This window comes from Pseudomonas nitroreducens NBRC 12694 (assembly GCF_002091755.1).
Classification (GTDB): domain Bacteria; phylum Pseudomonadota; class Gammaproteobacteria; order Pseudomonadales; family Pseudomonadaceae; genus Pseudomonas; species Pseudomonas nitroreducens.
Genome location: NZ_BDAI01000022.1, coordinates 17,386 through 42,859, shown reverse-complemented (window position 1 = coordinate 42,859; position 25,474 = coordinate 17,386). Strand labels below are relative to the sequence as shown.

22 protein-coding genes are annotated in these 25,474 nt (G+C 67.6%); 10 read left to right on the top strand and 12 right to left on the bottom strand.

Going from position 1 to position 25,474, the window contains the following annotated elements; translation table 11 throughout:
* The 5 genes from PNI01S_RS27645 to glcD form a co-directional block, all read right to left on the bottom strand.
* Positions 1–401 (bottom strand): L-lactate permease (locus PNI01S_RS27645; protein WP_174602962.1); only part of this gene is annotated, 401 nt, incomplete at its 3' end.
* A 253-nt stretch (positions 402–654) separates the two neighbouring features.
* Positions 655–1,053: a heme-binding protein gene (locus PNI01S_RS27640; RefSeq protein WP_024764357.1), complete on the bottom strand. Its 399-nt coding sequence runs from the start codon at positions 1,051–1,053 to the stop codon at positions 655–657.
* Positions 1,032–2,306: a glycolate oxidase subunit GlcF gene (gene glcF, locus PNI01S_RS27635; RefSeq protein ID WP_084359820.1), complete on the bottom strand. Its 1,275-nt coding sequence runs from the start codon at positions 2,304–2,306 to the stop codon at positions 1,032–1,034. Before glcF ends, PNI01S_RS27640 begins: the two co-directional genes overlap by 22 nt.
* The gene (gene glcE, locus PNI01S_RS27630; RefSeq protein WP_084359819.1) at positions 2,306–3,346 is read right to left on the bottom strand and encodes a glycolate oxidase subunit GlcE; all 1,041 of its coding nucleotides are present in this window, start codon (positions 3,344–3,346) and stop codon (positions 2,306–2,308) included. Before glcE ends, glcF begins: the two co-directional genes overlap by 1 nt.
* A complete protein-coding gene (gene glcD, locus PNI01S_RS27625; RefSeq protein ID WP_084359818.1) occupies positions 3,346–4,845 on the bottom strand; it encodes a glycolate oxidase subunit GlcD in 1,500 nt (499 codons plus the stop codon). The genes glcE and glcD overlap by 1 nt, the downstream gene beginning before the upstream one ends.
* 228 nt (positions 4,846–5,073) lie before the next feature.
* On the opposite strand from glcD, the gene glcC reads away from it, so the two are divergent.
* Entirely contained in the window at positions 5,074–5,844 is a 771-nt protein-coding gene (gene glcC / locus PNI01S_RS27620) for a transcriptional regulator GlcC (RefSeq protein ID WP_024764353.1), read from the top strand.
* Between the two features lie 22 nt (positions 5,845–5,866).
* On the opposite strand, the gene PNI01S_RS27615 is transcribed toward glcC, so the two are convergent.
* Positions 5,867–6,355 (bottom strand): MerR family transcriptional regulator, encoded by a 489-nt coding sequence (locus PNI01S_RS27615; protein ID WP_024764352.1) that lies wholly within the window; start codon positions 6,353–6,355, stop codon positions 5,867–5,869.
* A 91-nt stretch (positions 6,356–6,446) separates the two neighbouring features.
* Between PNI01S_RS27615 and PNI01S_RS27610 the strand changes: the two genes are divergently transcribed.
* Positions 6,447–7,679: an NADH:flavin oxidoreductase/NADH oxidase family protein gene (locus PNI01S_RS27610; RefSeq protein WP_037016832.1), complete on the top strand. Its 1,233-nt coding sequence runs from the start codon at positions 6,447–6,449 to the stop codon at positions 7,677–7,679.
* A gap of 166 nt (positions 7,680–7,845) precedes the next feature.
* On the opposite strand, the gene PNI01S_RS27605 is transcribed toward PNI01S_RS27610, so the two are convergent.
* Complete coding sequence (locus tag PNI01S_RS27605) at positions 7,846–8,571, bottom strand: SDR family oxidoreductase (RefSeq protein ID WP_037012993.1); 726 nt, start codon at positions 8,569–8,571, stop codon at positions 7,846–7,848.
* 112 nt (positions 8,572–8,683) lie between these two features.
* Between PNI01S_RS27605 and PNI01S_RS27600 the strand changes: the two genes are divergently transcribed.
* Positions 8,684–9,478: a LysR family transcriptional regulator gene (locus PNI01S_RS27600; protein ID WP_084359817.1), complete on the top strand. Its 795-nt coding sequence runs from the start codon at positions 8,684–8,686 to the stop codon at positions 9,476–9,478.
* Between the two features lies 1 nt (position 9,479).
* Here the strand turns inward: PNI01S_RS27600 and PNI01S_RS27595 are convergent, their stop codons facing one another.
* Entirely contained in the window at positions 9,480–10,676 is a 1,197-nt protein-coding gene (locus tag PNI01S_RS27595) for an MFS transporter (protein WP_084359816.1), read from the bottom strand.
* A gap of 88 nt (positions 10,677–10,764) precedes the next feature.
* Here PNI01S_RS27595 and PNI01S_RS27590 point away from each other — a divergent pair, with 88 nt between their 5' ends.
* Positions 10,765–11,319: a TetR/AcrR family transcriptional regulator gene (locus PNI01S_RS27590; RefSeq protein WP_084359815.1), complete on the top strand. Its 555-nt coding sequence runs from the start codon at positions 10,765–10,767 to the stop codon at positions 11,317–11,319.
* A 126-nt stretch (positions 11,320–11,445) separates the two neighbouring features.
* On the opposite strand, the gene PNI01S_RS27585 is transcribed toward PNI01S_RS27590, so the two are convergent.
* Together PNI01S_RS27585 and PNI01S_RS27580 are read right to left on the bottom strand one after the other, a co-directional pair.
* Positions 11,446–12,690, bottom strand: coding sequence for a flavin monoamine oxidase family protein (locus tag PNI01S_RS27585; protein WP_024764346.1), 1,245 nt, complete (start codon positions 12,688–12,690; stop codon positions 11,446–11,448).
* Between the two features lie 275 nt (positions 12,691–12,965).
* Complete coding sequence (locus tag PNI01S_RS27580; protein WP_024764345.1) at positions 12,966–14,036, bottom strand: AbrB family transcriptional regulator; 1,071 nt, start codon at positions 14,034–14,036, stop codon at positions 12,966–12,968.
* A 106-nt stretch (positions 14,037–14,142) separates the two neighbouring features.
* Between PNI01S_RS27580 and PNI01S_RS27575 the strand changes: the two genes are divergently transcribed.
* Positions 14,143–15,045 (top strand): LysR family transcriptional regulator, encoded by a 903-nt coding sequence (locus tag PNI01S_RS27575; RefSeq protein ID WP_037012587.1) that lies wholly within the window; start codon positions 14,143–14,145, stop codon positions 15,043–15,045.
* Positions 15,046–15,085: 40 nt separating this feature from the next.
* Here PNI01S_RS27575 and PNI01S_RS27570 read toward each other — a convergent pair whose 3' ends face one another.
* Both PNI01S_RS27570 and PNI01S_RS27565 read right to left on the bottom strand, forming a co-directional pair.
* Positions 15,086–15,868, bottom strand: coding sequence for a 2-keto-4-pentenoate hydratase (locus tag PNI01S_RS27570; RefSeq protein WP_024764343.1), 783 nt, complete (start codon positions 15,866–15,868; stop codon positions 15,086–15,088).
* An 11-nt stretch (positions 15,869–15,879) separates the two neighbouring features.
* A complete protein-coding gene (locus tag PNI01S_RS27565; protein ID WP_024764342.1) occupies positions 15,880–16,773 on the bottom strand; it encodes a TauD/TfdA dioxygenase family protein in 894 nt (297 codons plus the stop codon).
* A gap of 123 nt (positions 16,774–16,896) precedes the next feature.
* On the opposite strand from PNI01S_RS27565, the gene PNI01S_RS27560 reads away from it, so the two are divergent.
* From PNI01S_RS27560 to PNI01S_RS27540, 5 genes are all read left to right on the top strand, one after another.
* Complete coding sequence (locus PNI01S_RS27560) at positions 16,897–17,928, top strand: AraC family transcriptional regulator (RefSeq protein WP_038803413.1); 1,032 nt, start codon at positions 16,897–16,899, stop codon at positions 17,926–17,928.
* 345 nt (positions 17,929–18,273) lie between these two features.
* On the top strand, positions 18,274–20,553 hold the full coding sequence (gene pvdQ / locus PNI01S_RS27555; protein ID WP_024764341.1) for a bifunctional acylase PvdQ: 2,280 nt from the start codon (positions 18,274–18,276) through the stop codon (positions 20,551–20,553).
* Between the two features lie 273 nt (positions 20,554–20,826).
* Positions 20,827–21,744, top strand: a complete 918-nt coding sequence (gene ppk2 / locus PNI01S_RS27550) for a polyphosphate kinase 2 (protein ID WP_024764340.1) — start codon at positions 20,827–20,829, stop codon at positions 21,742–21,744.
* A 303-nt stretch (positions 21,745–22,047) separates the two neighbouring features.
* The gene (locus tag PNI01S_RS27545; protein ID WP_084359814.1) at positions 22,048–23,652 is read left to right on the top strand and encodes an inorganic phosphate transporter; all 1,605 of its coding nucleotides are present in this window, start codon (positions 22,048–22,050) and stop codon (positions 23,650–23,652) included.
* A gap of 312 nt (positions 23,653–23,964) precedes the next feature.
* Complete coding sequence (locus PNI01S_RS27540) at positions 23,965–25,203, top strand: glutamine synthetase family protein (RefSeq protein WP_162484004.1); 1,239 nt, start codon at positions 23,965–23,967, stop codon at positions 25,201–25,203.
* Positions 25,204–25,474 lie beyond the last annotated feature (271 nt).

Sequence of the window (25,474 nt, the reverse complement as noted above, 5' to 3'; positions counted from 1 at the left end):
CCCGCCGCGCCTTCGAGAAACGCGCCGAAGGAGAAGCCGATCAGCACCACCTGCAAACGCTGGTCAGTGGTGATCGCCAACACCGAGCTGCGGATGATCTCGAACTGCCCGCTCTTCACCGTCAGCTTGTAGAGGAACACTGCGGCCACGATGATCCAGGCGATCGGCCAGAGCCCGTAGAAGAAACCGTAGATCGCCGAGGCCAGCGCCTTGTCCACCGGCATGTGGTAGACGGTGACGGCGATCAGCAGCGACAGCAGCAGGGTGATCGCCCCCGCGATGTGGCCCTTCAAGCGGAACACCGCCAGGGCGAGGAAGAAGAAGATGATCGGCACGAGGGCCGCCAGTGCCGACAGCCCGAGGCTGCCGAGTGGGGTGTAGAGCTGTTGCCAGGTTTGCATGGGGATTGTCCCTTGTTGTTGTGGATGCACACGGCAAAGCGTCAGCGGTGGATAACTTTTGTCGGTGGTGCGTTGGACGGCGGTCGGCGATGTGCCGGCGCCCATGGAAAAAGCCCCGGCACGCGGCGCGTAGCGGGGCTTCTGAACAACGAGGCGGGCAAGCTTTCGCGGGGGTCGCCGCCGGCCCGCTTGAAGCCGACGGCGACTGCAGCCCGGACGCTGGGCACCTGACGCCAGAGCCGCGTGGACGACTTCACAGCGCCGCCACGCCTGCGCTGGCGACCTGCGCATCTTCCCCGGCTTTCACGCCGGAGACGCCGACCGCGCCGATCACCTGGCCTTCGACGACGACCGGCACGCCGCCTTCGAGCGAAGTGATCAGCGGCGCGCTGACGAAGGCCACGCGGCCGTTGTTGACCATGTCCTCGTAACCCTTGGTTTCACGCCGGCCTAGCGCCGCGCTGCGGGCCTTTTCGGTGGCGATATAGGCACTGGCCGGCGCGCAGCCGTCGAGGCGCTCCAGGGCCAGCGGGTGGCCGCCGTCGTCCACTACCACGATGGACACCGCCCAGTGATTGCGCTGCGCCTCATCGCGGGCGGCGGCGAGGATGCGGCCGACCTCCTGCTGGGTCAGAACGGCTTTGTTGAGCATGCTTGCACCTCGCCTTGAGAGTGGGGTTGCGGCGCGTCGGCCAGCGCTTCCTCCACCAGTTCGATCCAGTGCCGCACCGGCGTGCGTCCCGCGCCGCCCAGGTGTGTCTGGCAGCCGATATTGGCGGTGACGATGACCTCGGGGTTGCCGCTTTCCAGTGCCTGCATCCGGTTGTCGCGCAGCCGCCTGGACAGCGCCGGCTGGGTCAGCGAATAGGTGCCGGCGGAGCCGCAGCACAGGTGGCTGTCCGGCACGCCGGTGAGGCTGAAGCCCAGGCGTGTGAGCACGCTTTCCACCGCGCCGCCAAGCTTCAGCGCGTGCTGCAGCGTGCAGGGGCAGTGGAAGGCCAGGCGGCGGTCGCCCTGCAGGTGGAGTTCTTCCAGCGGCTCGTCGCGCAGCACTTCGGAGAGGTCGCGGGACAGCTCGCTGATCCGCTTCGCCTTGGCGGCGTAAGCGGTGTCGCGTTCCAGCAGATGGCCGTAGTCGCGGACGAAGGCGCCGCAGCCGCTGGCCGTCTGCACGATGGCCTCGGCGCCGGCTTCGATGGACGGCCACCAGGCGTCGATGTTCCGGCGTGCGCGCTCAAGGCCTTGCGCCTGGGCATTCAGGTGATAGTCCACGGCGCCGCAGCAACCGGCGTCCGCCGCCGGGATCACGCTGATGCCCAGGCGATCCAGCACCCGCGCTGCAGCGGCATTGGTGTTGGGCGACAGCGCCGGTTGCACGCAGCCTTCGAGCATCAGCATGCGCCGGGTGTGGTGTGGTTTCGGGCGTGCCACGGGCGGGTGCGGATGGCGCGGCAGTTTGCTCTGCAGGCTCTCCGGCAGCAGTGGGTAGAAGGTCCGCCCGGCCTTGGCCAGCGCGCCGAACAAAGCGGCATTCGGCACCACGGCGCGCAGGCCGCGACGCATCGCGCGCTCGCCGAAGGTTCGCGGCACCTGCTCCTCGACCACCGCGCGGCCGATGTCCAGCAGGTTGTGGTAGTCCACCCCGGAAGGGCAGGTGCTTTCGCAATTGCGGCAGCTCAGGCAGCGGTCCAGGTGCTCGCGGGTGCTGGCGCTGGGATCAACGCCTTCGAGCACCTGCTTGATCAGGTAGATGCGCCCGCGCGGGCCGTCCAGTTCGTCGCCCAGCAACTGGTAGGTCGGGCAGGTGGCGGTGCAGAAGCCGCAGTGCACGCAGGAGCGCAGGATGCGCTCGGCTTCCTCGGCGCGCGGCAGGTGCCTGGCCTGTTCGCTCAGGTTGGTTTGCATCAGAGCTCCCTGTACATGCGACCGGGGTTGAAGATGCCTTGCGGGTCCAACTGCTGCTTGAGGCTGCGGTGGTAGCGCAGCAGGGCGGCAGGCAGTGGATGGAACGCATCGTCACCCGGCGCGTAGCGAGTGGCGTGGCCGCCGAACTCGGCGACGCTGTGGCGGATCAGCTCGGCGTCCGCGTCGGACTTCAGCCAGCGCTGCGCGCCGCCCCAGTCGATCAGTTGTTCACCCGGCAGGGCTATCGCCGGGGTTGCATTGGGCAGTGACAGCCGCCACAGCGTGCCGGGGCCGGTGAAGAAGCCGAGGCGCTGCTCGCGCAAGTCCTGCCAGTAGGTACTGTCGATCTCCTCGCCACCCAGGCGCAGGCGGGCGGAGCACACGGAGCCTTCGCCGCCTTCCAGACGCAGATGCAGCGCCGCTCCGTCGTGGCAGGCGGCGGAGATCGGGATCGGTTGCGCACCCCATTCCGCCAGTTCTCCCAGCGCCTGGTGAACGTCCATTTGCAGGCGCAGGCTGGCGCACATCCGGGGTTTGGGCAGCACCTTCATCGACACTTCGGTGATCAGCCCCAGGCAGCCGAAACTGCCGGCAAGCAAGCGGGAGAGGTCATAGCCGGCGACGTTCTTCATCACCTCGCCGCCGAAGCGCAGCAGCTTGCCATGGCCGGTGATCACCCGTGTGCCCAGCACGTAGTCGCGCACCGAGCCCGACCAGGGCCGGCGCGGGCCGGATATCCCGGCCGCGACCATGCCGCCGAAGGTCGCCGTGGAAAAGTCTGGTGGCTCGCAGGGCAGCATCTGCCCGGCGCCCTCCAGCGCCGCTTCGATCTCCGCCAGCGGCGTGCCGGCGCGGGCGGTGAGCACCAGCTCGGTCGGGTCGTAGCTGACGATGCCGCAATGGGCGCGGGTATCCAGCTCCACGCCGTTCACCGGGCGGCCGAGGAAGGCCTTGCTGTCACCGCCGCGAAGGCGCAGCGGCGTTCGAGCGTGGAGCGCTTGGTTCACCTGTTCGAGCAGGTCGGCACTGGCATCGGCCATCAGAAACGCTCCAGGTCGGGGAAGGGCAACTGGCCGTGGTGCACGTGCATGGCGCCGAATTCGGCGCAGCGGTGCAGGGTCGGGATGTTCTTGCCGGGGTTGAGCAGGCGGTCCGGGTCGAAGGCCGCTTTCACCGCATGGAACAGGGTCAGTTCGTCGCTGTTGAACTGCGCGCACATCTGGTTGATCTTCTCGCGCCCCACGCCGTGTTCGCCGGTGATGCTGCCGCCCACCGCCACGCAGAGTTCGAGGATCCTGCCGCCGATGGCTTCGGCGCGCTCCAGCTCGCCGGGCAGGTTGGCGTCGAAGAGGATCAGCGGGTGCATGTTGCCGTCGCCGGCATGGAATACGTTGGCCACGCGCAGGCCGAATTCCTTCGACAACTCGGCGATGCCGTGCAGCACGCGCGGCAGTTCGCGGCGCGGGATGGTGCCGTCCATGCAGTAGTAGTCCGGGGAGATGCGTCCCACCGCGGGGAAGGCGTTCTTGCGCCCGGCCCAGAAGCGCACGCGCTCGGCCTCGTCGCAGGCCAGCCGCACATCGGTGGCGCCGGCCGTGCGCAGCACGCCGTCGACGCGCTGGCAGTCGTCCTGTACGTCGGCTTCCACGCCATCCAGTTCGCACAGCAGGATGGCCGCGGCGTCCACCGGGTAGCCGGCGTGGATGAAGTCCTCGGCGGCACGGATCGACAGGTTGTCCATCATCTCCAGCCCGCCGGGGATGATGCCGGCGGCGATGATATCGGCCACCGCGCGGCCGGCCTTTTCCACCGAATCGAAACTGGCCAGCAGCACCCGCGCCACCTGCGGCCGGGGCAGCAGCTTGACGGTGACCTCGGTGACGATGCCAAGCATGCCTTCGGAGCCGGTGAACAGCGCCAGCAGGTCGAAGCCGGGGCTGTCGAGGGCGTCGCTGCCCAACGTCAGGTGCTCGCCTTCGACGGTGAGGATGTCCACCTTCAGCAGGTTGTGCACGGTCAGGCCGTACTTGAGGCAATGCACGCCGCCGGCGTTCTCGGCGACGTTGCCGCCGATGGAACAGGCGATCTGCGACGACGGATCGGGTGCGTAGTAAAGCCCGTGCGGCGCGGCGGCCTGGGAGATCGCCAGGTTGCGCACGCCGGGTTGCACGCGGGCGAAGCGGCCGGCGGTGTTCACTTCGAGGATACGGTTGAAGCGCGCCATCACCAGCAGTATGCCTTTCTCCAGCGGCAGCGCACCGCCGGACAGGCCCGTACCCGCGCCACGCGCCACCACCGGTACCTGGCGCGCATGGCAGAGCTTGAGCAGCGCCTGCACCTGCTCGATACGCTCGGGCAGCGCCACCAGCATCGGCACGCTGCGGTAGGCGGAGAGGCCGTCGCACTCATAGGGCTTCAAGTCTTCGGCGCGGTGCAGCAGTTCGAGGTCGGGCAGTGTCGCGCGCAGCTCGGCGAGCAGGGCGGACTTGTCGACGGCAGGCAGCGCGCCGTCGACGCGCTCGTCGTAGAGGATATTCATGGGCCACGGTGCTCTGATCTTGTTATTGGACGAGCCCGTCAGGCGGGCTTCATGAGCCACAGCGCCGTGAACATGCGGCCGCCGCTTCGCGGGCGTCCATCGGCTTTCACACTGGTCGGACCAGTTGTTGCGTGCTGCTGCGCTGGAAACGCCCCGTCATGGCGGCTATGGTTGTTGGGCATGAGGCAGGTGGTTACCTGCTGGTCCTACCAGTTGTGGAGCCATTCGATGACCAGCATCCAGCAGCGCAAGCAGCGCGTCGCCGACCAGGTGGCGGAAAAGATCGAGCGCCTGATCGTCGATGGCGTACTCAAGGTCGGCCAGGCGTTGCCGTCGGAACGGCGCCTGGTGGAGAAGCTCGGCTGCTCGCGCTCGGCGTTGCGTGAAGGGCTGCGCGCGTTGCGCGGACGCGGCATCGTCGATACCGAGCAGGGGCGGGGATCGTTCGTTGCCGACCTGACCGGCGCCGAGGATATCTCGCCGCTGATGCACCTGTTCCGCTCGCAGCCGCGCACGCTCTACGACCTGCTGGAAGTGCGCGCGCTGCTGGAGGGCGAGTCTGCCCGGCTGGCCGCCCTGCGCGCCACCGAGGTCGACCTGTTGCTGATCGGCCGGCGCTTCGAGGAGATGCATGCGGCTTTCGACGAGCCGCAACCGCTGGACCCACGCGAACACGCGCGGCGCGACCACGCCTTCCACCAGGCGGTCAGCGAGGCCTCGCACAACCCGGTGCTGGTGCATACGCTGCAGTCGCTCAACGAGCTGATGCTCAGCACCGTGTTCGCCTCGGTGAACAACCTCTACAACCGCCCGCCGCAGAAGCGCCAGATCGATCGCCAGCATGCGCGGCTGTATCGCGCCATCGTCGAGCGCCAGCCGGAACAGGCCCAGCGCGCCGCCCGCGAGCATATCCACGGCGTGCGCGACAATCTGCGGGAGATCGAGCAGGAGGAACAGCGGCTGGTGCGCGCGACCTTGCGCATGGAAGGCTGGAAATAACGCGGGAGCGGAACGCCGGCTTTCAGGCTTGCGTCGGCGCCGGGCGTTTTGCCGTGGAGGCGGATTTTGCCCGCGATGCCGGTTTGGCGGTTTCACTGCGCGCCTTGCGCTCGCGCATCTCCGCCAGCATGCGTTCGGCATTCGCCGCGCAACCCATGCCCTCGGGTTTGTTCTCGATACCCTCGATCACTTCCAGCAGGCGTAAACGGTTCTGCCGCAGTTGCCGCTCCATCGCCTCGATCTCCGCGACCTTGCGGCGCAGGCCGGCGACGAGTTCGCCGTGGCCGTTCTCGATGGGGCTGGAGTGCGGCAGCAGGCTGCGGATTTCCTCCAGGGTGAAACCGGTCTGCTGGGCGCTGCGGATGATTTCCAGCAGGTCGAGGGTTTCTGCCGGGTACTCGCGGTAGCCGTTGGCCAGGCGGCGCGCCGGAGCGATCAGCCCGCTGGCTTCGTAGAAGCGGATGCGCGAGGGGGCGAGGCCGCTGAGCCTGGCCAGTTCACCGATTTTCATGCAGGGCTCCGAAGGGGCTTGACCTTGAAGTGAACTTTAAACTTAACCTCACTGCCGTCACAACCCATCAGGACAACCTCGGAGCCTAGCCATGTCGCCCTTCCAGCCCCTGCGCCTGCCCAACGGCGGCGAAGTCCCCAACCGTATTGCCAAGGCCGCCATGGAAGAGAACATGGCCGATGCCGACCAGGCGCCTTCGGCTGCCTTGCTGCGCCTTTACCAGGCCTGGGCGGACGGCGGCGTCGGCCTGATCCTCAGTGGCAACGTGATGATCGACGGCCGCGCCATGACCGGCCCCGGCGGCGTGGTGCTGGAAAATGACCGGCATCTGGAGCGCTTCCGCGAATGGGCGCGCATCGGCCGTTCCCGGGGTGCGCAGTTCTGGTTGCAGTTGAACCATCCTGGCCGCCAGGTGCAGACCAACCTCGGCCAGGGCGCCATCGCGCCGTCGGTGGTGCCGCTGGAGATGGGCAAGTTCTCCAAGCTGTTCGCCGTCGCCCGCGAGATGACCGAGGCCGATATCGCCGAGGTGATCCGGCGCTTCGTCCGCGCCGCGCAGTTGTCCGAACTGGCCGGCTTCACCGGCGTGCAGATCCACGCCGCCCACGGCTACCTGCTCAGCCAGTTCCTTTCGCCGCTGGCGAACAAGCGCCGGGATCGCTGGGGCGGTTCGCTGGAAAACCGTGCGCGGCTGCTGCTCGAGGTCGTGCGTGCGGTGCGCGCCGCAGTGTCGCCGGAATTCTGCGTGGGGGTGAAGATCAATTCCGCGGACTTCCAGCGCGGCGGCTTCGACGCCAGCGACGCGCGCCAGGTGATCGAGTGGCTGAACGACGAGAAGGTCGACCTGGTCGAGCTGTCCGGCGGCAGCTACGAGGCGCCGGCGATGCAGGGCGACGCCCGTGACGGCCGTACCCTGGCGCGGGAGGCCTACTTCCTCGAATTCGCCCGCGAGATGCGCGAAGCGGCGCGCATGCCGCTGATGGTCACTGGCGGCATCCGTCGTCTGCCGGTGGCGGAACAGGTGCTGGACAGCGGGCTGGACATGGTCGGCATCGGCACCGCCCTGGCCCTGGAGCCGCAACTGGTACTGCACTGGCAGCGTGGCAGCCAGACCCAGCCGCAACTGCCGCCGATCCGCTGGCGCTCCAAGCCGCTGGCGGCGCTGGCCTACATGGCGCTGGTCAAGCTGCAGCTGCACCGCATCGGCGCCCACCGTGCGCCCAACCCGCAGGCTTCGCCGTGGCGCACGCTGGTGATGGAGCAGTGGCGCACGCTGCGCCGGGCCAAGCAGTACCGCCGCTGGGCGGCTAGGCAGGCGGGATGATCTTCACCGGCTGACGCCTTCGTAGGATGGCGTGGAGCGAAGCGATACCCCTCGACTCCTGCCGCATTGGCAGCATGGGTATCGCCTAGGCTCCACCCATCCTACGGTGGTGTTCTTCCGGGGAGTTCGCGCATGCGCTCTTGCGAGAACCCTCGGGCCTGGCCGATCAAGCCTGTTGCCGAGTCGCCGCCAGCACGATCTCGCGGATGCACACGCCCTGCGGCTGGTTGTAGGCGTAGCCGATGGCGTTGGCCACGTCCTCGGCACTGAGCACCTTGCCGCCCATCTCGCGTTTCCAGTCCTGGTAGCCGCTCTTGATCGCCTCGTCGGTGGTGTGGCTGAGCAGCTCGGTTTCCACCGCGCCGGGAGCGATGGTCACCACGCGGACGTTATGCGCCGCGACTTCCTCGCGCAGGTTCTCGGAGATCGCGTGCACGGCGAACTTGGTGCCGACATAGGCGACGTGGTTGGGGAAGGTCTTGCGCCCGGCCACCGAGCTGACATTGATCACGCTGCCCTGGTTGCGCTCGACCATGCCCTTGAGCACGGCGTGCACGCCATTGAGCAGGCCCTTCACGTTGACGTCGAGCATGCGCTCCCACTCGGCCGGGTCCTGCTCGACCATATTGCCCAGCAGCATCACGCCGGCGTTGTTCACCAGCGCGTCAGCCGGGCCGAAACGCTTCTCGGCCTCCTCGACGGCGGCCAGCAGGGCTTCGCGGTCAGTCACATCGACGGCACGGCACAGCGCGTTCGGCAGCTTGAGTGCTTCCAGGCGCTCGATGCGCCGGGCGAGCAGCAGCAGCGGGTGACCTTGCCGGGAAAAGAGGCGGGCGGTGGCTTCGCCGATGCCGGAACTGGCGCCGGTGACGATGATCAGGGGCTTGCTCATGGTGGTTCTCCTGCAATCGAAAATCTGGATGCCTGGACGATGCAGTGAAGTATATTTAGCGCATTGCTGCCTGAAAAATGGCTTATTCCTGTGCCTGGTATCGGGATTTCCTATGGATATTCGACAGCTCGCCGCGTTCGTCGCGGTCTTCGAAGAGCGCAACATCACCGCCGCCGCGCAGCGCCTGTTCGTCAGCCAACCCACGCTGTCCGCCACCGTTCGCCAGTTGGAGGAGAGCCTGGGCACCGAGCTGTTCGTGCGCCAACCGCGCGGTGTGGATGTCAGCGAAGCGGCGCGCACCCTGTACCCGCGAGCCCGTGCCCTGCTGGCCGAGGCGGAGGTTTTGCGCAAGCTGTTCCGCCAGTCGTCGGAGCGGCAGCCGCTGCACCTGGGGGTGGAAGGGGACATCAGCGCCGAGCAGATCGAGCGCTTCGTCGGCCTGGCCCGGCAAGCGATCCCCAACCTGCAACTGCACCTGGAGGAAGGCTGTGTGGGGGAGGCGCGGCTGGCGGCGGAGGAGTTCTGTTGCGAAGACGAACTGTTCGTTCCGGTGTGGGACGATCCGTACGTATTGGCGCTGCCGCCCGGCGCCGAGAGTGTGCCAGTCGACGCGTGGATCACCTGTCCGTCGCACCCGTCGCACCAGCGTTTGATGACTGCCTACGGCAGCGCACCGGTGGTCGCGCAGGCCAGCACCCTGAATCTTGCCCTGCGGCTGGTCAGTGCCGGCCTGGGCGCGGCGATCCTTCCGGCCTCGTTGCTCGGCGGCGCCCCGGCCGTGCGCAGCGGAACCTTGAACCTGCCGCTACCCGTGCGCCGCATCGGCCTTTGCCACGCCGCCCAGGCGCTGGAGCAGCCGGCCGTGCGCGCGCTCTACGACTTCCTGCGCGCCCGCGAGGCGGTCTGATTCAGGCCGGCGCCTTCTGCGCGGCGGGTGCGCGCAAGGACAGCAGCAGGACCAGCGACGCCGCGAGAATCTGCAGGCTGGCATAGCCGTTGGTGGTGGCGACCAGGCCATAACGCTGGATCGCCAGCCCGGCGAGGATCGCCGGTACGCTGAAGGCCAGGTAGCTGAGCACGTAGAAGCCTGCCATCAGCGCGCCACGTTCGTGGGCGTGGGCCAGCGGCACCACCGAGCGCAATGCGCCGAGGAAGGCGCCGCCAAAGCCAAGGCCCGCCACCGCGGTGCCGAGGAAGAACAGCCAGAGGTTGGAGGAATCCACGCCGAGCAGGGTAATCAGCAGGCCGATGATCAGGGCCAGCCCGCCGCGGCGCAGGATGACCGCTGCCGGCCGGTTGCGCAGCGCGAAGATCGCCACGGCGCCGCAGAAGCACAGCAGCGAGACCAGCCCACCGCCGATCATCGGAACCGGCAGACCGGTCACCTGGCGCGCCAGGGTCGGGCCCAGCGACAGGTAGAAACCGCCCAGCGCCCAGAGGCTGGCGTTCAGCGGCGCCACGCTCCAGAACGCCCGGCGCGCCTGCGGGGGAATGCGGATGCGCGGCTTCAGCGAGGCCAGCGCGCCGGGCTGCCTGCTGACGCTTTCCGGCAGCCAGCGCAACAGCACCAGGGCCAGCGCGAATACCGCCAGCAACCAGACATAGACGCGGTGCAGCGGGTCGCCGCCGAACTGCACCAGTGCGCTGCTGCCCAGTGCGCCCAGCGCCATGCCGAGCATGGGCGCGACGCTGTTGATCAACGGGCCGCGCTCGCGGTCGATGTCGAGCATGGCGGCACCCAGTACAGCGGTCGCGATGCCGGTGGCGAAGCCTTGCAGCAGGCGCGCGGCGATCAGCAGTTCCACCGAGTTGGCGTAGAGGAACACGCTCATCGCCAGCAGTTCGATGATCAGTGCCGCGCGGATCAGCGGGCGACGGCCGAGGTGGTCCGACAGCGAACCGAACACCAGTAGCGCCAGCATCAGCCCGCCGGCGTAGATGCTGAAGGCCAGCGTCAGCAGGGCGGGGGAGAATTGCCAGGACTCGCGGTACAGCGCATAGAGCGGCGTGGGCGCGGCAGCGGCGGCGAGGAAGGCCATGAGGATCGCGGTCAGCAGCAGGGCCGGGAAAAAGCCGGGCGCGCTTTTGGGTAAGGTCTGTGCCATGATTCAGCTCGCAAAGGCTAAGATTTTGCTTTTGCGAGATGCTGGACCCGATTTCGGATAAAAGCAAATTCTTTGCGTTAAGGTGCTTATGGCAATTAATCAGGGTGTTCGTCCAGGCGGCCGCAGCGCGCGGGTGCAGGCATCGGTGCACAAGGCTGTCCAGGCGTTGCTGGAAGAGCGCGACCGCGCGGAACTGACCGTGCCGCTGATCGCCAGTCGAGCCGGCGTCACGCCCTCGACCATCTACCGGCGCTGGGGCGATCTCAGCGAGTTGCTGGGCGACGTTGCCCTGGAGCGTATTCGCCCGGATGCCGAGCCTGCCGATACCGGCAGCCTGCGTGGCGACCTGCTGGCCTGGGGCGAGCAGTACATGGAGGAAACCGCTTCGGTGCCCGGCCGCGCGGTGGTGCTCGATCTGCTCGCGGCCGGCGGTGGCTGCTCAGGGCGCTGCATGGCCATCGCCTGTGGCCAGTTCGACATCATTCTGCTGCGCGCCAGGGAGCGCGGCGAGAAGCTGCCGGACGTCGACCGCATCGTCGACCGGCTGATGGCGCCGCTGGTGTACCGCATCCTGTTTTCCGCCGAGGAGCTGGATACGGGCTATGTCGAGCGGTTGGTCGATCTGACGCTGGACGGGGTGTAGCGGATTCGTGGACAGGCTTCCTGCCTGCCATTGGCGCATTCGTAGGATGGCGCGGAGCGCAGCGATACCTATCGACCCTGGCACCGGCAGCATGGGTATCGCCTAGGCTCCACCCCATCCTACGTTTCAACTCGGAGCGCCGGCGTTTCGAATGGCACTCGCCCACGCCTGCAGAGTTTTGCAGGCCGCGAGGGCAATTTCTTCGTCGCTGCGCCCCGCGAATACGCGCTCCAGTGCATCTGCGGCGATCAACCCGGCGATCGTGGGCGTGCCCACTGCGTCGGTGAGATCAAGCCATTCACCGAAGCTGGCTGGCGTGTCGTACCAGCGCAGATATCCCGACGGCGACACCGGCCACCAGCGTTCCTCGAATTGCAGCACGACCTTTTCCAGCAGACCCATCCCCAGATGCTCCAGCGCATCCAGCTGCGCTGGCGGCAAAGGCGGATTGAAGTGGATATCGCGCAGCACGCCGATGGGCACGGTGCAGATGCAGAAGTCCCAGCTTTCATCGCCTGCCCGCACTTTTGCGCCCGACCAGTCGATGTCTGCCACTGGCTGGTACAGGCGGATATCCAGCCCTTGGGCGAGATGCGCGACCAGCTGTGAATAGCCTTGCGGCAGGAAGCGGTCGCCGGCGCCGACGCCTTCCTCGTCCAGCGCATCCACCGACAGTGATTCCAGGGGCAGGCAGGCTTCCAGGATCAGGTTGGCATCCAGGGCGAAGCGGGTGGCGCGGCGGGTTGGCTCATCGCGCTCTTCGAGATAGCGCGCGACACCTTCCGCCAGCGGCAGGCTGCGGTCGATTCCGGCGCGCAGGGCTTCCCAGGCCGCGTCGATATCGGGCACCGGGCCATCCACCGCAGCGGCCAGAGGCTGGCCGAAATCGGTTTCCCGCAGCGGCAGGCCGAGCTGCCGGGCGTGAGCGGCCAGCGGGTTATCGTCGAAGTGCTGCAGCCAGGCGGCGCCTTCGTCCACTCGCACCGGACCGAGGGAAATGCTGTGGACGCGGCCACCGATGCGGCCACGGGCCTCCATAACGACGCACTCGATTCCCGCCTCCCTGAGACGGCGCGCGGCGGCGAGCCCGGCGAACCCTGCGCCGATCACCAGCACCCGGCGGGCGGCGCTTTCGATGGCGGCTTCGGCGGCGCGCAGGCCATCGTTCCAGGCGCCATGGGTCATGGCCGGGGCGACGGGATTGCAGGCCTCGCCGGCCAGCACCAGCTTGCCGCCCAGCACTTCGCCGAGCCGACGCCGATGCTCAGGCGTAGCGCCGGGCAACAGGGTGCTGTAGGCGCCGCGGCTGAACGGGTCAGTGCTCCAGTGGGTGACGTGGAAGGCAGTGGGGCGGTAGCGAAGGCTATCCATGGCGGGCTCGCTCGGTGAAGGAGCGACGACCTTAGCGGGGGTGGGTTCGCCGGCACAAGGGCACGGGTGGGCGCATTGTGTAGGAGCGAGCTGGCTCGCGAACGGAGTCAGCCGGCGTCTCCAGAGTTGGGCGGTTCGCGAGCAAGCTCGCTCCTGCAAAATCAAGAGCCCCCTCACCCCAGCTCTCTCCCGGTGGGAGAGGGCTGGGGTGAGGGGAATTCAGTGGCACAAATTGACCGAAGAAGACAGTCGCTCCTACAGGCCCGGCGCCAGGCTCAGGCGCGGCTCAGGCGAATCACCGTGCGGGCGACTGAAACCCCGGTGAACAGCACCACGAACAGCCGCAGCGTCTGCATCGCCAGGACCAGGCCGACGTCGGAATGGGTGTCCACTGCGATGATCGCCATGGCATCCAGGCCGCCGGGGCTGGTGGCGAGGTAGAGGGAGAGGAAGTCCATCCCGGTGATGGCTGCCAGCGCCCAGGCGAACAGCGCGCAGCTGGCGATCAGCGCCAGTGCGCTGACCAGCATGGCCGGCAGGTGACGGCCGACGTAGGCGAGGCTTTCGCGGTCGAAGCGCAGGCCGATGTAGCAGCCGATCACGCCGTAGGCGCTGGCCAGCAACCAGTGCGGCAGGGTGATGTGCAACACGCCGGTGAGCTGAAGAACCGCTCCGGCCACCAGCGGTACCAGCAGCGGACCGGCCGGCAGCTTCGCGCCGGCAGTGGTGCAGACGAAGATCAGCAACAGGCAATTGATCAGGTCGGGCAGGGTGGCGGTGTCGATAATCGGCGTGCTGTGCGCCACTGAACCGCCGCCCTCGATGCCGAGGAAGCGCCCCACCAGCGCACCGGCCATGACCACGCAGACCACCCGCACGTACTGCATGGTGGCGACCACGCGCGGGTCGGCGCCGTTGGCTTCGGCCATCGACACCATGGCCGCCGCGCCGCCCGGCGCGGTGCCCCAGGCGGCGGTGCTGCCGGGGATGCCGCCAAAGCGCACCATGGCATAGCTGACGGCAGCGGACAGCAGCACGGTGAGCACCGTGGCGCTGAGCATCAGCGGCCAGGAGGCGACCATCGCCTGCAGTACCGACCAACTCATGGCGTGGGCGACCAGCAGGCCGATGCAGCCCTGGCTGAGGCGGAAGGCGCTGCGCGGCAGGCGGATTTCCGCGCCGCTGACGCCGAAGGCGATGGCCACCAGCATGGGCCCGAGGAACAGCGCGGCGGGAATGCCGAGCCAGGTGAGCAGTTGCCCGGCGCCTGCGGCCCCGAGCGCCAGGGTCAACCATTGCAGGCTGACGGGGATACGGGCGACGAAGAGGGCGGGGCGACTGGACACGGACGGCTCCGGACGGGGAAGACGGAAGAATTATCGGTAGCCGGATCGATCAAGTCTATTTTCTAATAGTCATGAATCCATTCCTGAAATTTATCGGTTGGCCACCATGGACCTGCGTGATCTCGCCTACTTCGAAACCATCGCCGAGCTCGGCCACCTGGGGCGCGCCGCCGAGCGGCTGGGGCGCAGCCAGCCGGCGCTGACCAAGAGCATCCAGCGCCTGGAGGAGTCCCTCGGTGCGCGGTTGTTCCAGCGTGACGGCCGACGGATTCGCCTGACACCGGCCGGTGAACTGATGCTCCAGCGGGCCCGGCAATTGCGTCAGGACATCGAGGAAACCCGCCGCGAGGTGCGCGACTTCGCCAGTGGTGTCGTAGGTAACATCCGCCTGGGTTGCGCGGCGACCATGGCCGAGTACCTGCTGCCGCGCCTCACCGAGGACCTGCTGGCCCGTGCGCCGGAGGTCACCATGAGCCTGGTGCTGGGCCAGGACGACGTGCTGCGCGAAGCGTTGCGCAGCGGGCGGCTGGACATGGCGATCTGCTCGCGCATCGTCGACGACCCGCAACTGAGCAGCGAACCGCTGCTGCAGGACCAGGTAGTGGTGGTCGCCAGCCACGACCATCCGATCTTCGACGCACCCGTAGCCATGGCCGACCTGTGCCGCTATCGCTGGGTACTGCCGGCTACCGGGGTGTCGTCGCGACGCTGGATGGACGCCACCTTCCAGGCCTACCAACTGCCACTGCCGCAGGTGCAGATCGAGACCAACGCGATTCCCATGCTGCCCAACCTGATCGCCCGCACCCGCCTGCTCAGTTTCATCGCCCGCGAGGCGCTGGCGGGCGGGCACGGGATGGATCAGTTGCGCGAGGTGCAGTTGGCCGAGACCACGCTGACGCGGACCATCGGGCTGACGGTGCGGGAGGGCGCCTACCTGTCGCCCGCCGCACAGTTGCTGCGGGGGATGCTGCGCGAGCATGCAGGGCGGTTTGGGGCGGGGTTGTAGGAGACCACGCGCGCGAATCTCGAGCGGGCCGTCCAGTCACTCACCGCTCGAAGCTGCAGCCGACGTGTCCCACACCCTCGATTTCCAGCTCGAACGCATCTCCCGGCGCAACCGGCGACATCGGCGCCAGAGCCCCGCACAGCAAGACGTCGCCGGCCTTCAACGGTGCGTCCAGACGTGCCATGCGCCGCGCCAGCCAGAGGCCGATGTCAAGCATCGCTCCGAGGGTCGTCCGGGTCGGCGGAAAGGCCGGCGCGCCATTGCGCAGCAGTTGCACTGCCAGCGCGGCGTCGTCCAGTCTTCCCAGCGCCACCGGCTGGTCGCCGGTCAGGTAGAGGCCTGCGCAGAGGTTGTCGGCCACCGAGTCGAGCAGGCCGATCTGCCAGTTGGCCACGGCGGTGTCGTTGATCTCGATGGCCGGGACCGCACCTTCGATGCAGGCGCGAAAAGTGGCCAGATCGAGCTCTCCCGTCGGCAGGTCGCGGCCGATGAGCAGGGCGAGTTCTGCCTCGATTCGCGGTTGCAGCAGGCGTTTGCGGGCGATAAGCGCGCCGGATCGACAGCGCAGGCTGGCGAGCAAGCGGCCGTGAACCGGTTCGTCGACCTTGAGCGCCGCCTGCATTGCCGGCGAGATCAGCCCGGCCTTGGCGCCCGCCAGGCGCTCGCCGCCGGCCAGCGCGAGGTCGATGCCCTGCGCCTGCACGCGATAGGCGTCGTCCAGCCCGGTGAGGCCAAAGTGTGCCGCTGGCGTGGCGATGGGCGTTCGGCTGGCCCGCGCCTCGGCCAGGGCCTGGGCGGCGGCGTGGAACTTGTCCGTGTTCATCGTGGGGCTCCTCAGCGGCTCGGCACTTCGCCCACCACAGTGGTGCGGTACATCTCCCGGCGCATGCCGTGGTAGTCCGACACCGGGTAGTGCCAGGTGCTGCGGTTATCCCAGATCGCCAGGGTGCCGGCAGTCCAGCGCATGCGGCAGGTGAAGGCCGGCTGGGTGGCGATGCCGAACAGGTAGTCGAGCAGCGGTTGCGACTCTGCCGGGCGCATGCCCTTGATGCCGCTGGTGTAGGCCGGGTTGATGTAGAGGACTTTCTTGCCGGTTTCCGGGTGCCGGGTCACCAGCGGATGGGAGCGCACTTCGCCATCGTGGCTGCCATAGCGCACCGCCATGTTCTCCATCAGGTCGTTGTGCTTGGCCTCGGCGCCGTAGGCGCGCTCCGGGCTGTGGATGGCGTCGAGGGTTTCCAGCTGTGCGCGCAGCTTCGGCGACAGCCATTCGTAGGCCAGCGCCAGGTTGGCGTAGAGGGTGTCGCCGCCGAACGGCGGGATGTCGTGGCCGTAGAGCAGGGTGAAAGCCGGCGGACGCTCCTGGAACGACCAGTCGCTGTGCCAGGCGCCGCCGAACACCACCGGGGTCTTCTCGTTGGCTTCCTTCACCACCCGCACCACATGCGGGTGGTCCTCCATGCCGACCACATAGGGTTCGCGGCCGAATTCGCCGAAGCGCAGGGTCACGGCTTCGAGGTTTTCCACGCTCAGGTCCTGCCCGCGGATGAACAGCACCTTGTGCGCCAGCAGTGCCTGGCGCAGCTCGGCGAAGCCGTCGTCGCCCAGGGTGGTCAGGTCAAGGTCGCTGACGTCCGCACCGATGGCGCCGGTGGCCGGGACGATGCGGAAGTGCTTGTACTCGGCGGCGCGGTTCTGGCTGGGCAACGCGTAGAAGAACTCGAACATGGGGAAGCCTCTTGTGAGTGTTATTGGCACCTCAAGCATGGTCAGCGCCGTCACTTTCTTCCATGATCAAAGCCGCCAAAAATTGACTTTTCCCGCCATGCAGCGGCCAACGAGGAATTCGTGATGGATTGGCGCCAGACCCGCGAAATCACCGGAGTGCAGTACCTGCTCGACAGCGCCCGCGACGAAGGCATCGACGCCGACGATTGCCTGGTGGGCAGCGCCATCTCGCCCGCCGACCTGCAGGCGCGCGCCGGGCGCATCCAGGCGTGGCAGGAACTGGCGGTGATCCGCAACCTGTTGCAGCGTAGGAACAGGCCGGGCCTGGGTTTGGCCACCGGGCGGCGCTATCACCTGACGTCGCTGGGGCTGCTGGGTTTCACCATGCTCGCCAGCCGCACCCTGCAGGAAGCCTTCGAAACCTTCGGCCGTTACCAGAGCCTGGCCCTGACCCTTTGCCCCGTGAGCAGCGAGGTGGAGGCGCGCGGGGTGTGGCTGGTGTACGACGATCGCGTACTGCCCGAGGATGCCCGAGCTTTCGTGGTGGAGCGCGGCATTGCCGGTTGCTGGCAATTGTCCGGCGAATTGCTGCAGCGGCCGCTGCAGCCCCTGGCCATCGAATTGCGCTGCCCGGCGCCAGCCGATGCCAGCGTGTTCCGCGACATCTTCGGCATCGAGCCACTGTTCGAGGCGCCACGCAACGCCATGCTCTTTGCCCTGGAAGACCTGCAGGCGCCGCTGCCGCAAGCGCAGATCAGCGCGCGCGACAGCGGCGAGCAGCTCTGCGAGCGCCTTTGTGGAGAGTTGGCGCTGACCCTGGCCGCCACACCGACAGCTCGGCAGGTCCAGCAACTGCTGTTGCGTGATTCCGCCAGCCTGCTCGGCGCTGCCGCGGTGGCCGAGCGACTGGGTCTTTCCGAGCGCACGCTGCAACGGCGCCTGGCGCAGGAGGGGCAGAGCCTGCAGGGGCTGAATGACGGCATCAAACGGCGTCTGGCCGAGCGCCTGCTATGCGAATCGCGGATGGATCTGCATGGCATCGCGCAGTGCCTGGGCTACGCCGAGGCGGCGAGTTTCTCCCGCGCTTTCCAGCGCTGGACGGGGCAGTCGCCCGGTCGTTGGAAGCGACAGTCCGGAACCCTCCCGGCGCCCTGAAGTCGAACCGCCCGCGACGCCTCTGGAACGGGCGAAAGCCGCGAGATAGAGCCTTGCTGTGTGGCCGATTGCCATCGGTCGCGGGTTAATTTCGCGTGCGGCCCATCCGTTCCCCTGAAGAGGCGCGTCGCTTTTTTCGCGAGGCGACCGACAAGAAAAAGGAGAACCCATGTCCTCAGCAACCTGCCTGCGCGCGTGCCTCGGAAGGCGCGGCGCGATGACCTTCAGCGCACTGCATTGGCCGGCGTGAGCCGCCACTCAACCCTTGCACCGGCACCGCGCGAGCGGCGCGGCCGCGTGCCCCTGGCCGGGCATCCGGCCGTCATCCGAGCATTGAGGGAATCAATGAGCAAGACCTTCCGACTGGCCGCCGTGGCCGGCAGCCTGCTGGCTTCCGGACTACCCGCGCTGGCCTATGGCGCCGAACTCGAGGCGCAGATCCGCTGGACCCGTTACGGCATTCCGCACATCCAGGCTCGGGACGAACTGGGCCTGGGCTACGGCATCGGCTACGCCTATGCCCGCGACAACGCCTGCCTGCTGGCCGAGGAAGTCCTCACCGCGCGGGGCGAACGCTCGCGCTACTTCGGCGTGGACGGCAAGTCCTCCGCCGGCATCGGCAACCTGCCCTCGGACTTCTTCTACACCTGGCTCAACGACAACGAATCCCTGCGTCGCCTGCGCAGCGCCCAGCCGCAGCCGATCCGCGACCTGCTCGATGGCTACGCGGCCGGCTACAACCGCTGGCTGTGGGATACCCAGGCGGCCGGCACCCAGTGCGCGGGCAAGGCCTGGCTGCGCCCGCTGGAGAGCGACGACCTGCTGCGCCTGACCCGCCGGCTGCTGGTGCAATCCGGTGCCGGGCAGTTCGCCGAGGCGATGATGGCAGCGACGCCGCCGGGCCAGGCAACGTCCTCCATCGTCAGCGCCGGCGAGGTGCTGGCGGCGATGGAGCGTCGCGAGAACTTCCATCAGAACCACGGCAGCAACGCCGTCGCGGTGGGCAGCGAGCGTTCTGTGGACGGCAACGGCCTGCTGCTGGCCAACCCGCATTTCCCCTGGTTCGGCGCGCTGCGTTTCTACCAGATGCACCTGACCATTCCCGGCCAGCTCGATGTGATGGGCGCTTCGCTGCCGGGCATGCCGCTGGTGAACATCGGCTTCGGCAAGGACCTGGCCTGGAGCCATACGGTGGACACCTCCAGCCACTTCACCTTGTATCGACTGGATCTCGACCCGCAGGACCCGCACAGCTACCGCGTCGATGGCCAGTCGCGGCCGTTGAAGGAAGTCACCCTGCGCGTGCGGGTACGTGAGGCCGACGGCCGCGTGGGCACGCGCAGCCATACGCTGTACGAGTCCGAGTACGGCCCGCTGCTCAGCGTGCCCGGCAAATTCCCCTGGAACGCCAATGAAGCCTTCGCCGTGCGCGACGCCAACCTGGGCAACGACCGCGTGCTGCAGCAGTGGTACGCCATCGATCACGCGCGCAGCCTGGATGAGCTGCGCGACAGCGTGGAGCGGATACAGGGGATTCCGTGGGTCAACACCCTGGCCACTGACGCAGAAGGCAAGGTGCTCTACCTCAATCAATCGGTGGTGCCTTACCTGAGCCAGCAACAATTGGCCGACTGCGCGATCCCCGCGCTCCAGAAGCAGGGCCTACCGGTGCTGCAGGGCGGACGCCGTGCCTGCAACTGGTCGAGCGCACCGGGGGCGCGTCATGCCGGCCTCACGCCGCCGGAGCAGATGCCGGCGCTGGAACGCCAGGACTTCGTGCAGAACTCCAATGACAGCGCCTGGTTGAGCAACCCGGCGCAGCCGCTGACCGGCTTCTCGCCGCTGGTGAGCCGCGATTCGATCCCGGTCAGTGCCCGTGCTCGCTTCGCCCTGGAACGTCTGAAGGGCGACGGCAAGATCGGCCCGGATGACCTGCAGAAGTTGGTCACCGACAACCGCGTCTACGTGGCCGACATGCTCCTCGACGACCTGCTGCAACTGTGCAAGCCAGCCCCGGCGGGCGCGGAGGCGGCCTGCGCCGCGCTGGGCTCGTGGGACCGCCACGTCAACCTCGACAGCAATCCCGGCTTCGCCTACTTCCAGGCGTTTGTCGCGCGCTTCCTGAAGATCGAGGGTGGCTGGCGCCTGCCCTTCGATCCCAAGCTGCCGCTGGCCACGCCCTCGGGCATCGCCCTGGACAAGCCGGAGGTCCGCCAGCAGGCGCAGCAGGCCCTGGTGGCAGCCGGGCAGGAGATCGGCGCCCGCAAGATCCAGGCAGATGAGACCTGGGGCGAACTGCAACTGACCGGCGACCAGGCCAATCCCCTGGGCATCCCTGGCGGCACCGGCAACGAGGGCGTGTACAACGCCATCACTTCGCAGTGGCAGGGCGACCATTATCGCGTGCTCAGCGGCAGCAGCTATATCCAGCTGGTCGACTTCACCGCCGACGGGCCGAAGGCGCGCGGGCTGCTGGCGTTCTCGCAGTCCAGCGAACCCGGCTCGCCGCACCATCGCGACCAGACGGAGCTGTTCGCCCGGCAGCAATGGCCGGAGCTGCCGTTTACCGACGAGCAGATCAAGGCCGATCCGGAGCTGAAGGTGATGGAACTGCGCGAGAAGTAGGGAGATAGCAGCGAGAGCGGATACGAGGTCGGTGCGTGTGCCGGTTTCCCTCTCCCTGAAGGGAGAGGGAACTGTCCTCAGTGCAGGCAGCGTCATGAACTCTCCGATCTATCAGCTTGCGCCGAACGGCTCCCTCTCCCTTCGGATCGGGGCGCGCAGCCAGGGCGGGGGAGAGGGGCAAGCCTCAGCACAGAGGGCCGAGCAAGGCTGTCACCAGCCTGACACCGGGCGCCCCTAGTCTGGCGGCAAAGCCCCGACGCGTAGGCCGCTGCCATGCCCCTGACCCATGAATCCGTGATCCGCCGCATCCACCGCGAACTGCTCGACCACAGCGACGAAGAGCTGGAGCTGGAACTGCTGGAAGACGTGCGCAACCTCGATGAGCTGTTCGACGAGCACGCCGACGTCGACGAGGAGAAGCTCGCCCGCCGTCGCTACTTCAGCGAGCTGTTCCGCCTGCAGGGCGAGCTGGTGAAACTGCAGAGCTGGGTGGTGAAGACCGGCCACAAGGTGGTCATCCTTTTCGAGGGCCGCGACGCGGCCGGCAAGGGCGGCGTGATCAAGCGCATCACCCAGCGCCTCAATCCGCGCGTGTGCCGGGTCGCCGCGCTGCCCGCGCCCAACGACCGCGAGCAGACCCAGTGGTACTTCCAGCGCTACGTCTCGCACCTGCCGGCGGCGGGGGAGATCGTCTTGTTCGACCGCAGCTGGTACAACCGCGCTGGCGTCGAGCGGGTCATGGGGTTCTGCAACGACGAGCAGTACGAGGAGTTCTTCCGCAGCGTGCCGGAGTTCGAGCGCATGCTGGCGCGCTCGGGCATCCAGCTGATCAAGTACTGGTTCTCCATCTCCGACGACGAACAGCACCTGCGCTTCCTCAGCCGCATCCACGACCCGCTCAAGCAGTGGAAACTCAGCCCCATGGACCTGGAGTCGCGCCGGCGCTGGGAGGCCTACACCAAGGCCAAGGAAATCATGCTGGAGCGCACCCACATTGCCGAGGCGCCCTGGTGGGTGGTGCAGGCCGACGACAAGAAGCGCGCGCGGCTGAACTGCATCAGCCACCTGCTGAACCTGATTCCCTATGAGGACGTGGAGCATCCGTCGGTGATCCTGCCCGCGCGGCAGCGCAACGAGGATTACTCGCGCACGCCGACCCCACGGGAAATCGTGGTGCCAGAGGTTTACTGAGGCGTTGCATACCCCGTAGGAGCAACTGTCTTCTTCAGGTAAGTCCGTGCTAGTGCCTTCCCTCACCCCAGCCCTCTCCCAGAGGGAGAGGGCTGGGGTGAGGGCTGATCCGAGTACAGGACTGTCGGGTAGGAGCGGACTCTGTCCGCGATCGTTTTCCAGCGGCTCCGAGCCGGCCGGCGGCACATCGCGGACGGAGTCCGCTCCTACGTAAAGCCCACCTGCGGACAGCTCCGGCAGAGACATAACCTGTAACATTCCCCGCCGATCATGACTGGGACATCCCCCACGCGGACTCCCAGCATGACCACCGATACCCTGGCCGTTCCCATCGCCGAAGGACGGCCCCATCTGGAGCACAAACCCGGCCGCCTGACCGCCTTCGTCTTCTTCGCCGTGCTCGCCGTCGGCCTGCTGTTCTCGGCCTGGAGCCTGGTGCGTGACGTCGACGACGTCACCACTGCGGTCACCACCTGGACGCCGTTCCTGCTGCTCGGGGTCGCCCTGTTCATCGCCCTGGGATTCGAGTTCGTCAACGGTTTCCACGACACCGCCAACGCGGTGGCCACCGTCATCTATACGCACTCGCTGCCGCCGCACTTCGCGGTGGTCTGGTCGGGCTGCTTCAACTTCCTCGGCGTGCTGCTCTCCAGCGGCGCGGTGGCCTTCGGCATCATCGCCCTGCTGCCGGTGGAGCTGATCCTGCAGGTCGGTTCCTCGGCCGGTTTCGCCATGGTCTTCGCCCTGCTGATCGCCGCCATCCTGTGGAACCTCGGCACCTGGTGGCTGGGCTTGCCGGCGTCGTCCTCGCACACGCTGATCGGCTCGATCATCGGCGTGGGCATCGCCAATGCGCTGATGCATGGCCGCGACGGCACCAGCGGCGTCGACTGGGCGCAGGCGACCAAGGTCGGCTACTCGCTGCTGCTCTCGCCGCTGATCGGCTTCGTCTGCGCCGCGCTCCTGCTGCTGGCGCTGCGCCTGCTGGTAAGGAACCGCGCGCTGTACAAGGCGCCCAAGGGCAAGACGCCGCCGCCGTGGTGGATTCGTGGCCTGCTGATTCTCACCTGCACCGGCGTCTCCTTCGCCCACGGTTCCAACGACGGGCAGAAGGGCATGGGCCTGATCATGCTGATCCTGGTTGGCACCCTGCCGATGGCCTACGCGCTGAACCGCACCATGCCGGCGGACCAGACCGTGCAGTTCGTCGCCATCGCCGAAGTCACCCAGCAGGCGCTGGTCCGCGCCGCGCCGCAGCCGGCCCCGGCCGACCCGCGCGCGGTGCTGTCGGAATACGTGCGTACCAAGGAAGCCAGCCCGGAACTGATCCCGTCGCTGGCGGCGCTGACCGGCGCCATCGGCGCGGAAGTGAAGGGCTACGGCAGCCTTGCTCGCGTGCCGGCCGAAGCCATGGGCAACGTGCGCAACGACATGTACCTGACCAGCGAGGCGATCCGCCTGATGGACAAGGACAAGGTCGGCAACTTCGACGCCGATACCACCAGCAAGCTGGCGGCGTTCAAGGGCAAGATCGACGAGTCGACCCGCTTCATCCCGCTGTGGGTGAAGGTTGCCGTGGCCATCGCCCTCGGCCTGGGCACCATGGTCGGCTGGAAGCGCATCGTGGTCACCGTCGGCGAGAAGATCGGCAAGACCCACCTGACGTACGCCCAGGGCGCCTCGGCGGAGCTGGTGGCGATGATGACCATCGGCGCAGCGGACATGTACGGGTTGCCGGTATCGACGACCCACGTGCTGTCTTCCGGCGTCGCCGGCACCATGGCCGCCAACGGCTCCGGCCTGCAGATGCGCACCATCCGCAACCTGCTGATGGCCTGGGTGCTGACCCTGCCGGCGGCCATCGTGCTCTCCGCTTCGCTGTACTGGCTGTTCACCCACCTGTTCTGAGGGCGGGTGACTCAATGAAGACGCCGCTCCAGGGAGCGGCGTCTTCATTCGCGCGAACTCATTCCACACGTGTCCTGCCTGCGATCCGGCGAGGAAAATCCGATCTTCGGCCCGCTTGAAATATCGAACGCGTGGTGCGTATTTTGTACGGGCTCGCGCACCTCGCGCGGCGTCCTGTGACAAGGACAAGAAGAACAAGGATAAGAAGTCATGAGTAACGATCTAGGAATCCCGCTCGCCGAACGCCTGGCTGGAGTGGAAGAGATCGAGTGCGTCACCCCCGACCTCAACGGGGTGCCGCGTGGCAAGGTGATGACCGGCGAGGGCTTCCTCACCGGGCGCCGGTTGCAACTGGCGCGTGGCGTCCTGCTGCAATGCATCATGGGCGGCTACCCGCCGGCCAAGTACTACGGCAGCGACGACGGCGACCTCGCGCTGATCGCCGAGCCCACCCAGATCCACCGCCTGCCCTGGAGCGACGAACCCCGCGCCTTCGCCATCTGCGATGCGGTGGAACTCGACGGCAAGCCGTCCGGCCTGTCCACCCGCGGCCTGCTCAAGCAAGTCGTCGCGCGCTACGCCGAGCGCGGCTGGAGCCCGGTGGTGGCGACCGAGCTGGAGTTCTTCGTGTTCGCGCCCAACCCCGACGCCAACGAAGCCTTCCAGGCGCCGGTCGGCCTCGACGGTCGCCGCGAGATCGGCCACTCGGCCTTCAGCGTGTCCTCCAACAACGGCCTGCGGCCGTTCTTCCAGGACGTCTACCGCTGCATGGCAGCGGTGGGGCTGGAACGCGACACCTTCATGCACGAGATGGGCACCACCCAGTTCGAGATCAACTTCCTGCACGGCGACCCGGTGCTGCTGGCCGACCAGACCTTCCTCTTCAAGCACCTGCTCAAGGAAGTCGCGCTCAAGCACGGGCTGATCGTGGTGTGCATGGCCAAGCCGCTGGCGCACACGCCGGGCAGTTCGATGCACATCCACCAGAGCGTGGTCGATGGCGAGGGCCGCAACATCTTCACTGATGCCCATGGCGAGGCCACGCCGGCGTTCCGGCATTTCATCGGTGGCCAGCAGGCGTGCCTGGCGGACTTCACCCTGCTGTTCGCGCCGAACGTCAACTCCTTCCAGCGCCTGTGCCACCCCTACGCGTCGCCGAACAACGCCTGCTGGTCGCACGACAACCGCGCTGCCGGCCTGCGCATTCCGGCCAGCGCACCGGTCGCCCGGCGAGTGGAAAACCGCCTGGCCGGCGCCGACGCCAACCCCTACCTGGCCATCGCCGCGAGCCTGGCGGCCGGCCTGCACGGCATCGAGCAGGCGCTGGAGCCCACCGCGCCGATCCAGGGTGAGTTCGAGGTGCCGGACGAGCTGCTGCTGCCGTGCACGATGTACGACGCGATGCAGCGCCTCAAGCGCAGCGAGCTGGCCCGCGAGGTATTCGGCAACGAGTTCATCGACGGCTACTGCGCGACCAAGTCCATGGAGCTGACCAGCTTCTTCGACGAGATCAGCCCCTGGGAGCGCCGCGTACTCGCAGCCCAGGCCTGAAGTCGAAAGCCTGATGTCAAGGTCGTGAGCCGCGTGCCCGCCGACACAGCTGCGGCGAAAGTCTGATGCAGCTGTGATCGGCGCCTATCTCCAGGCGATCTTCAAGCCATCCTCGCTCATCCCGCCGGTATCCTTCGAACTGGCCCGCATCACCGGGGGCGACACTCGCTATTCCGGGCCCGGCAGGGCTCTCGACGCGTCGATTGGCAGCCTCTAATGTGTCACGGCAAGTCCCGCTTTCCGCTGCCCGGACACTGTGCCGGGGTTGTTC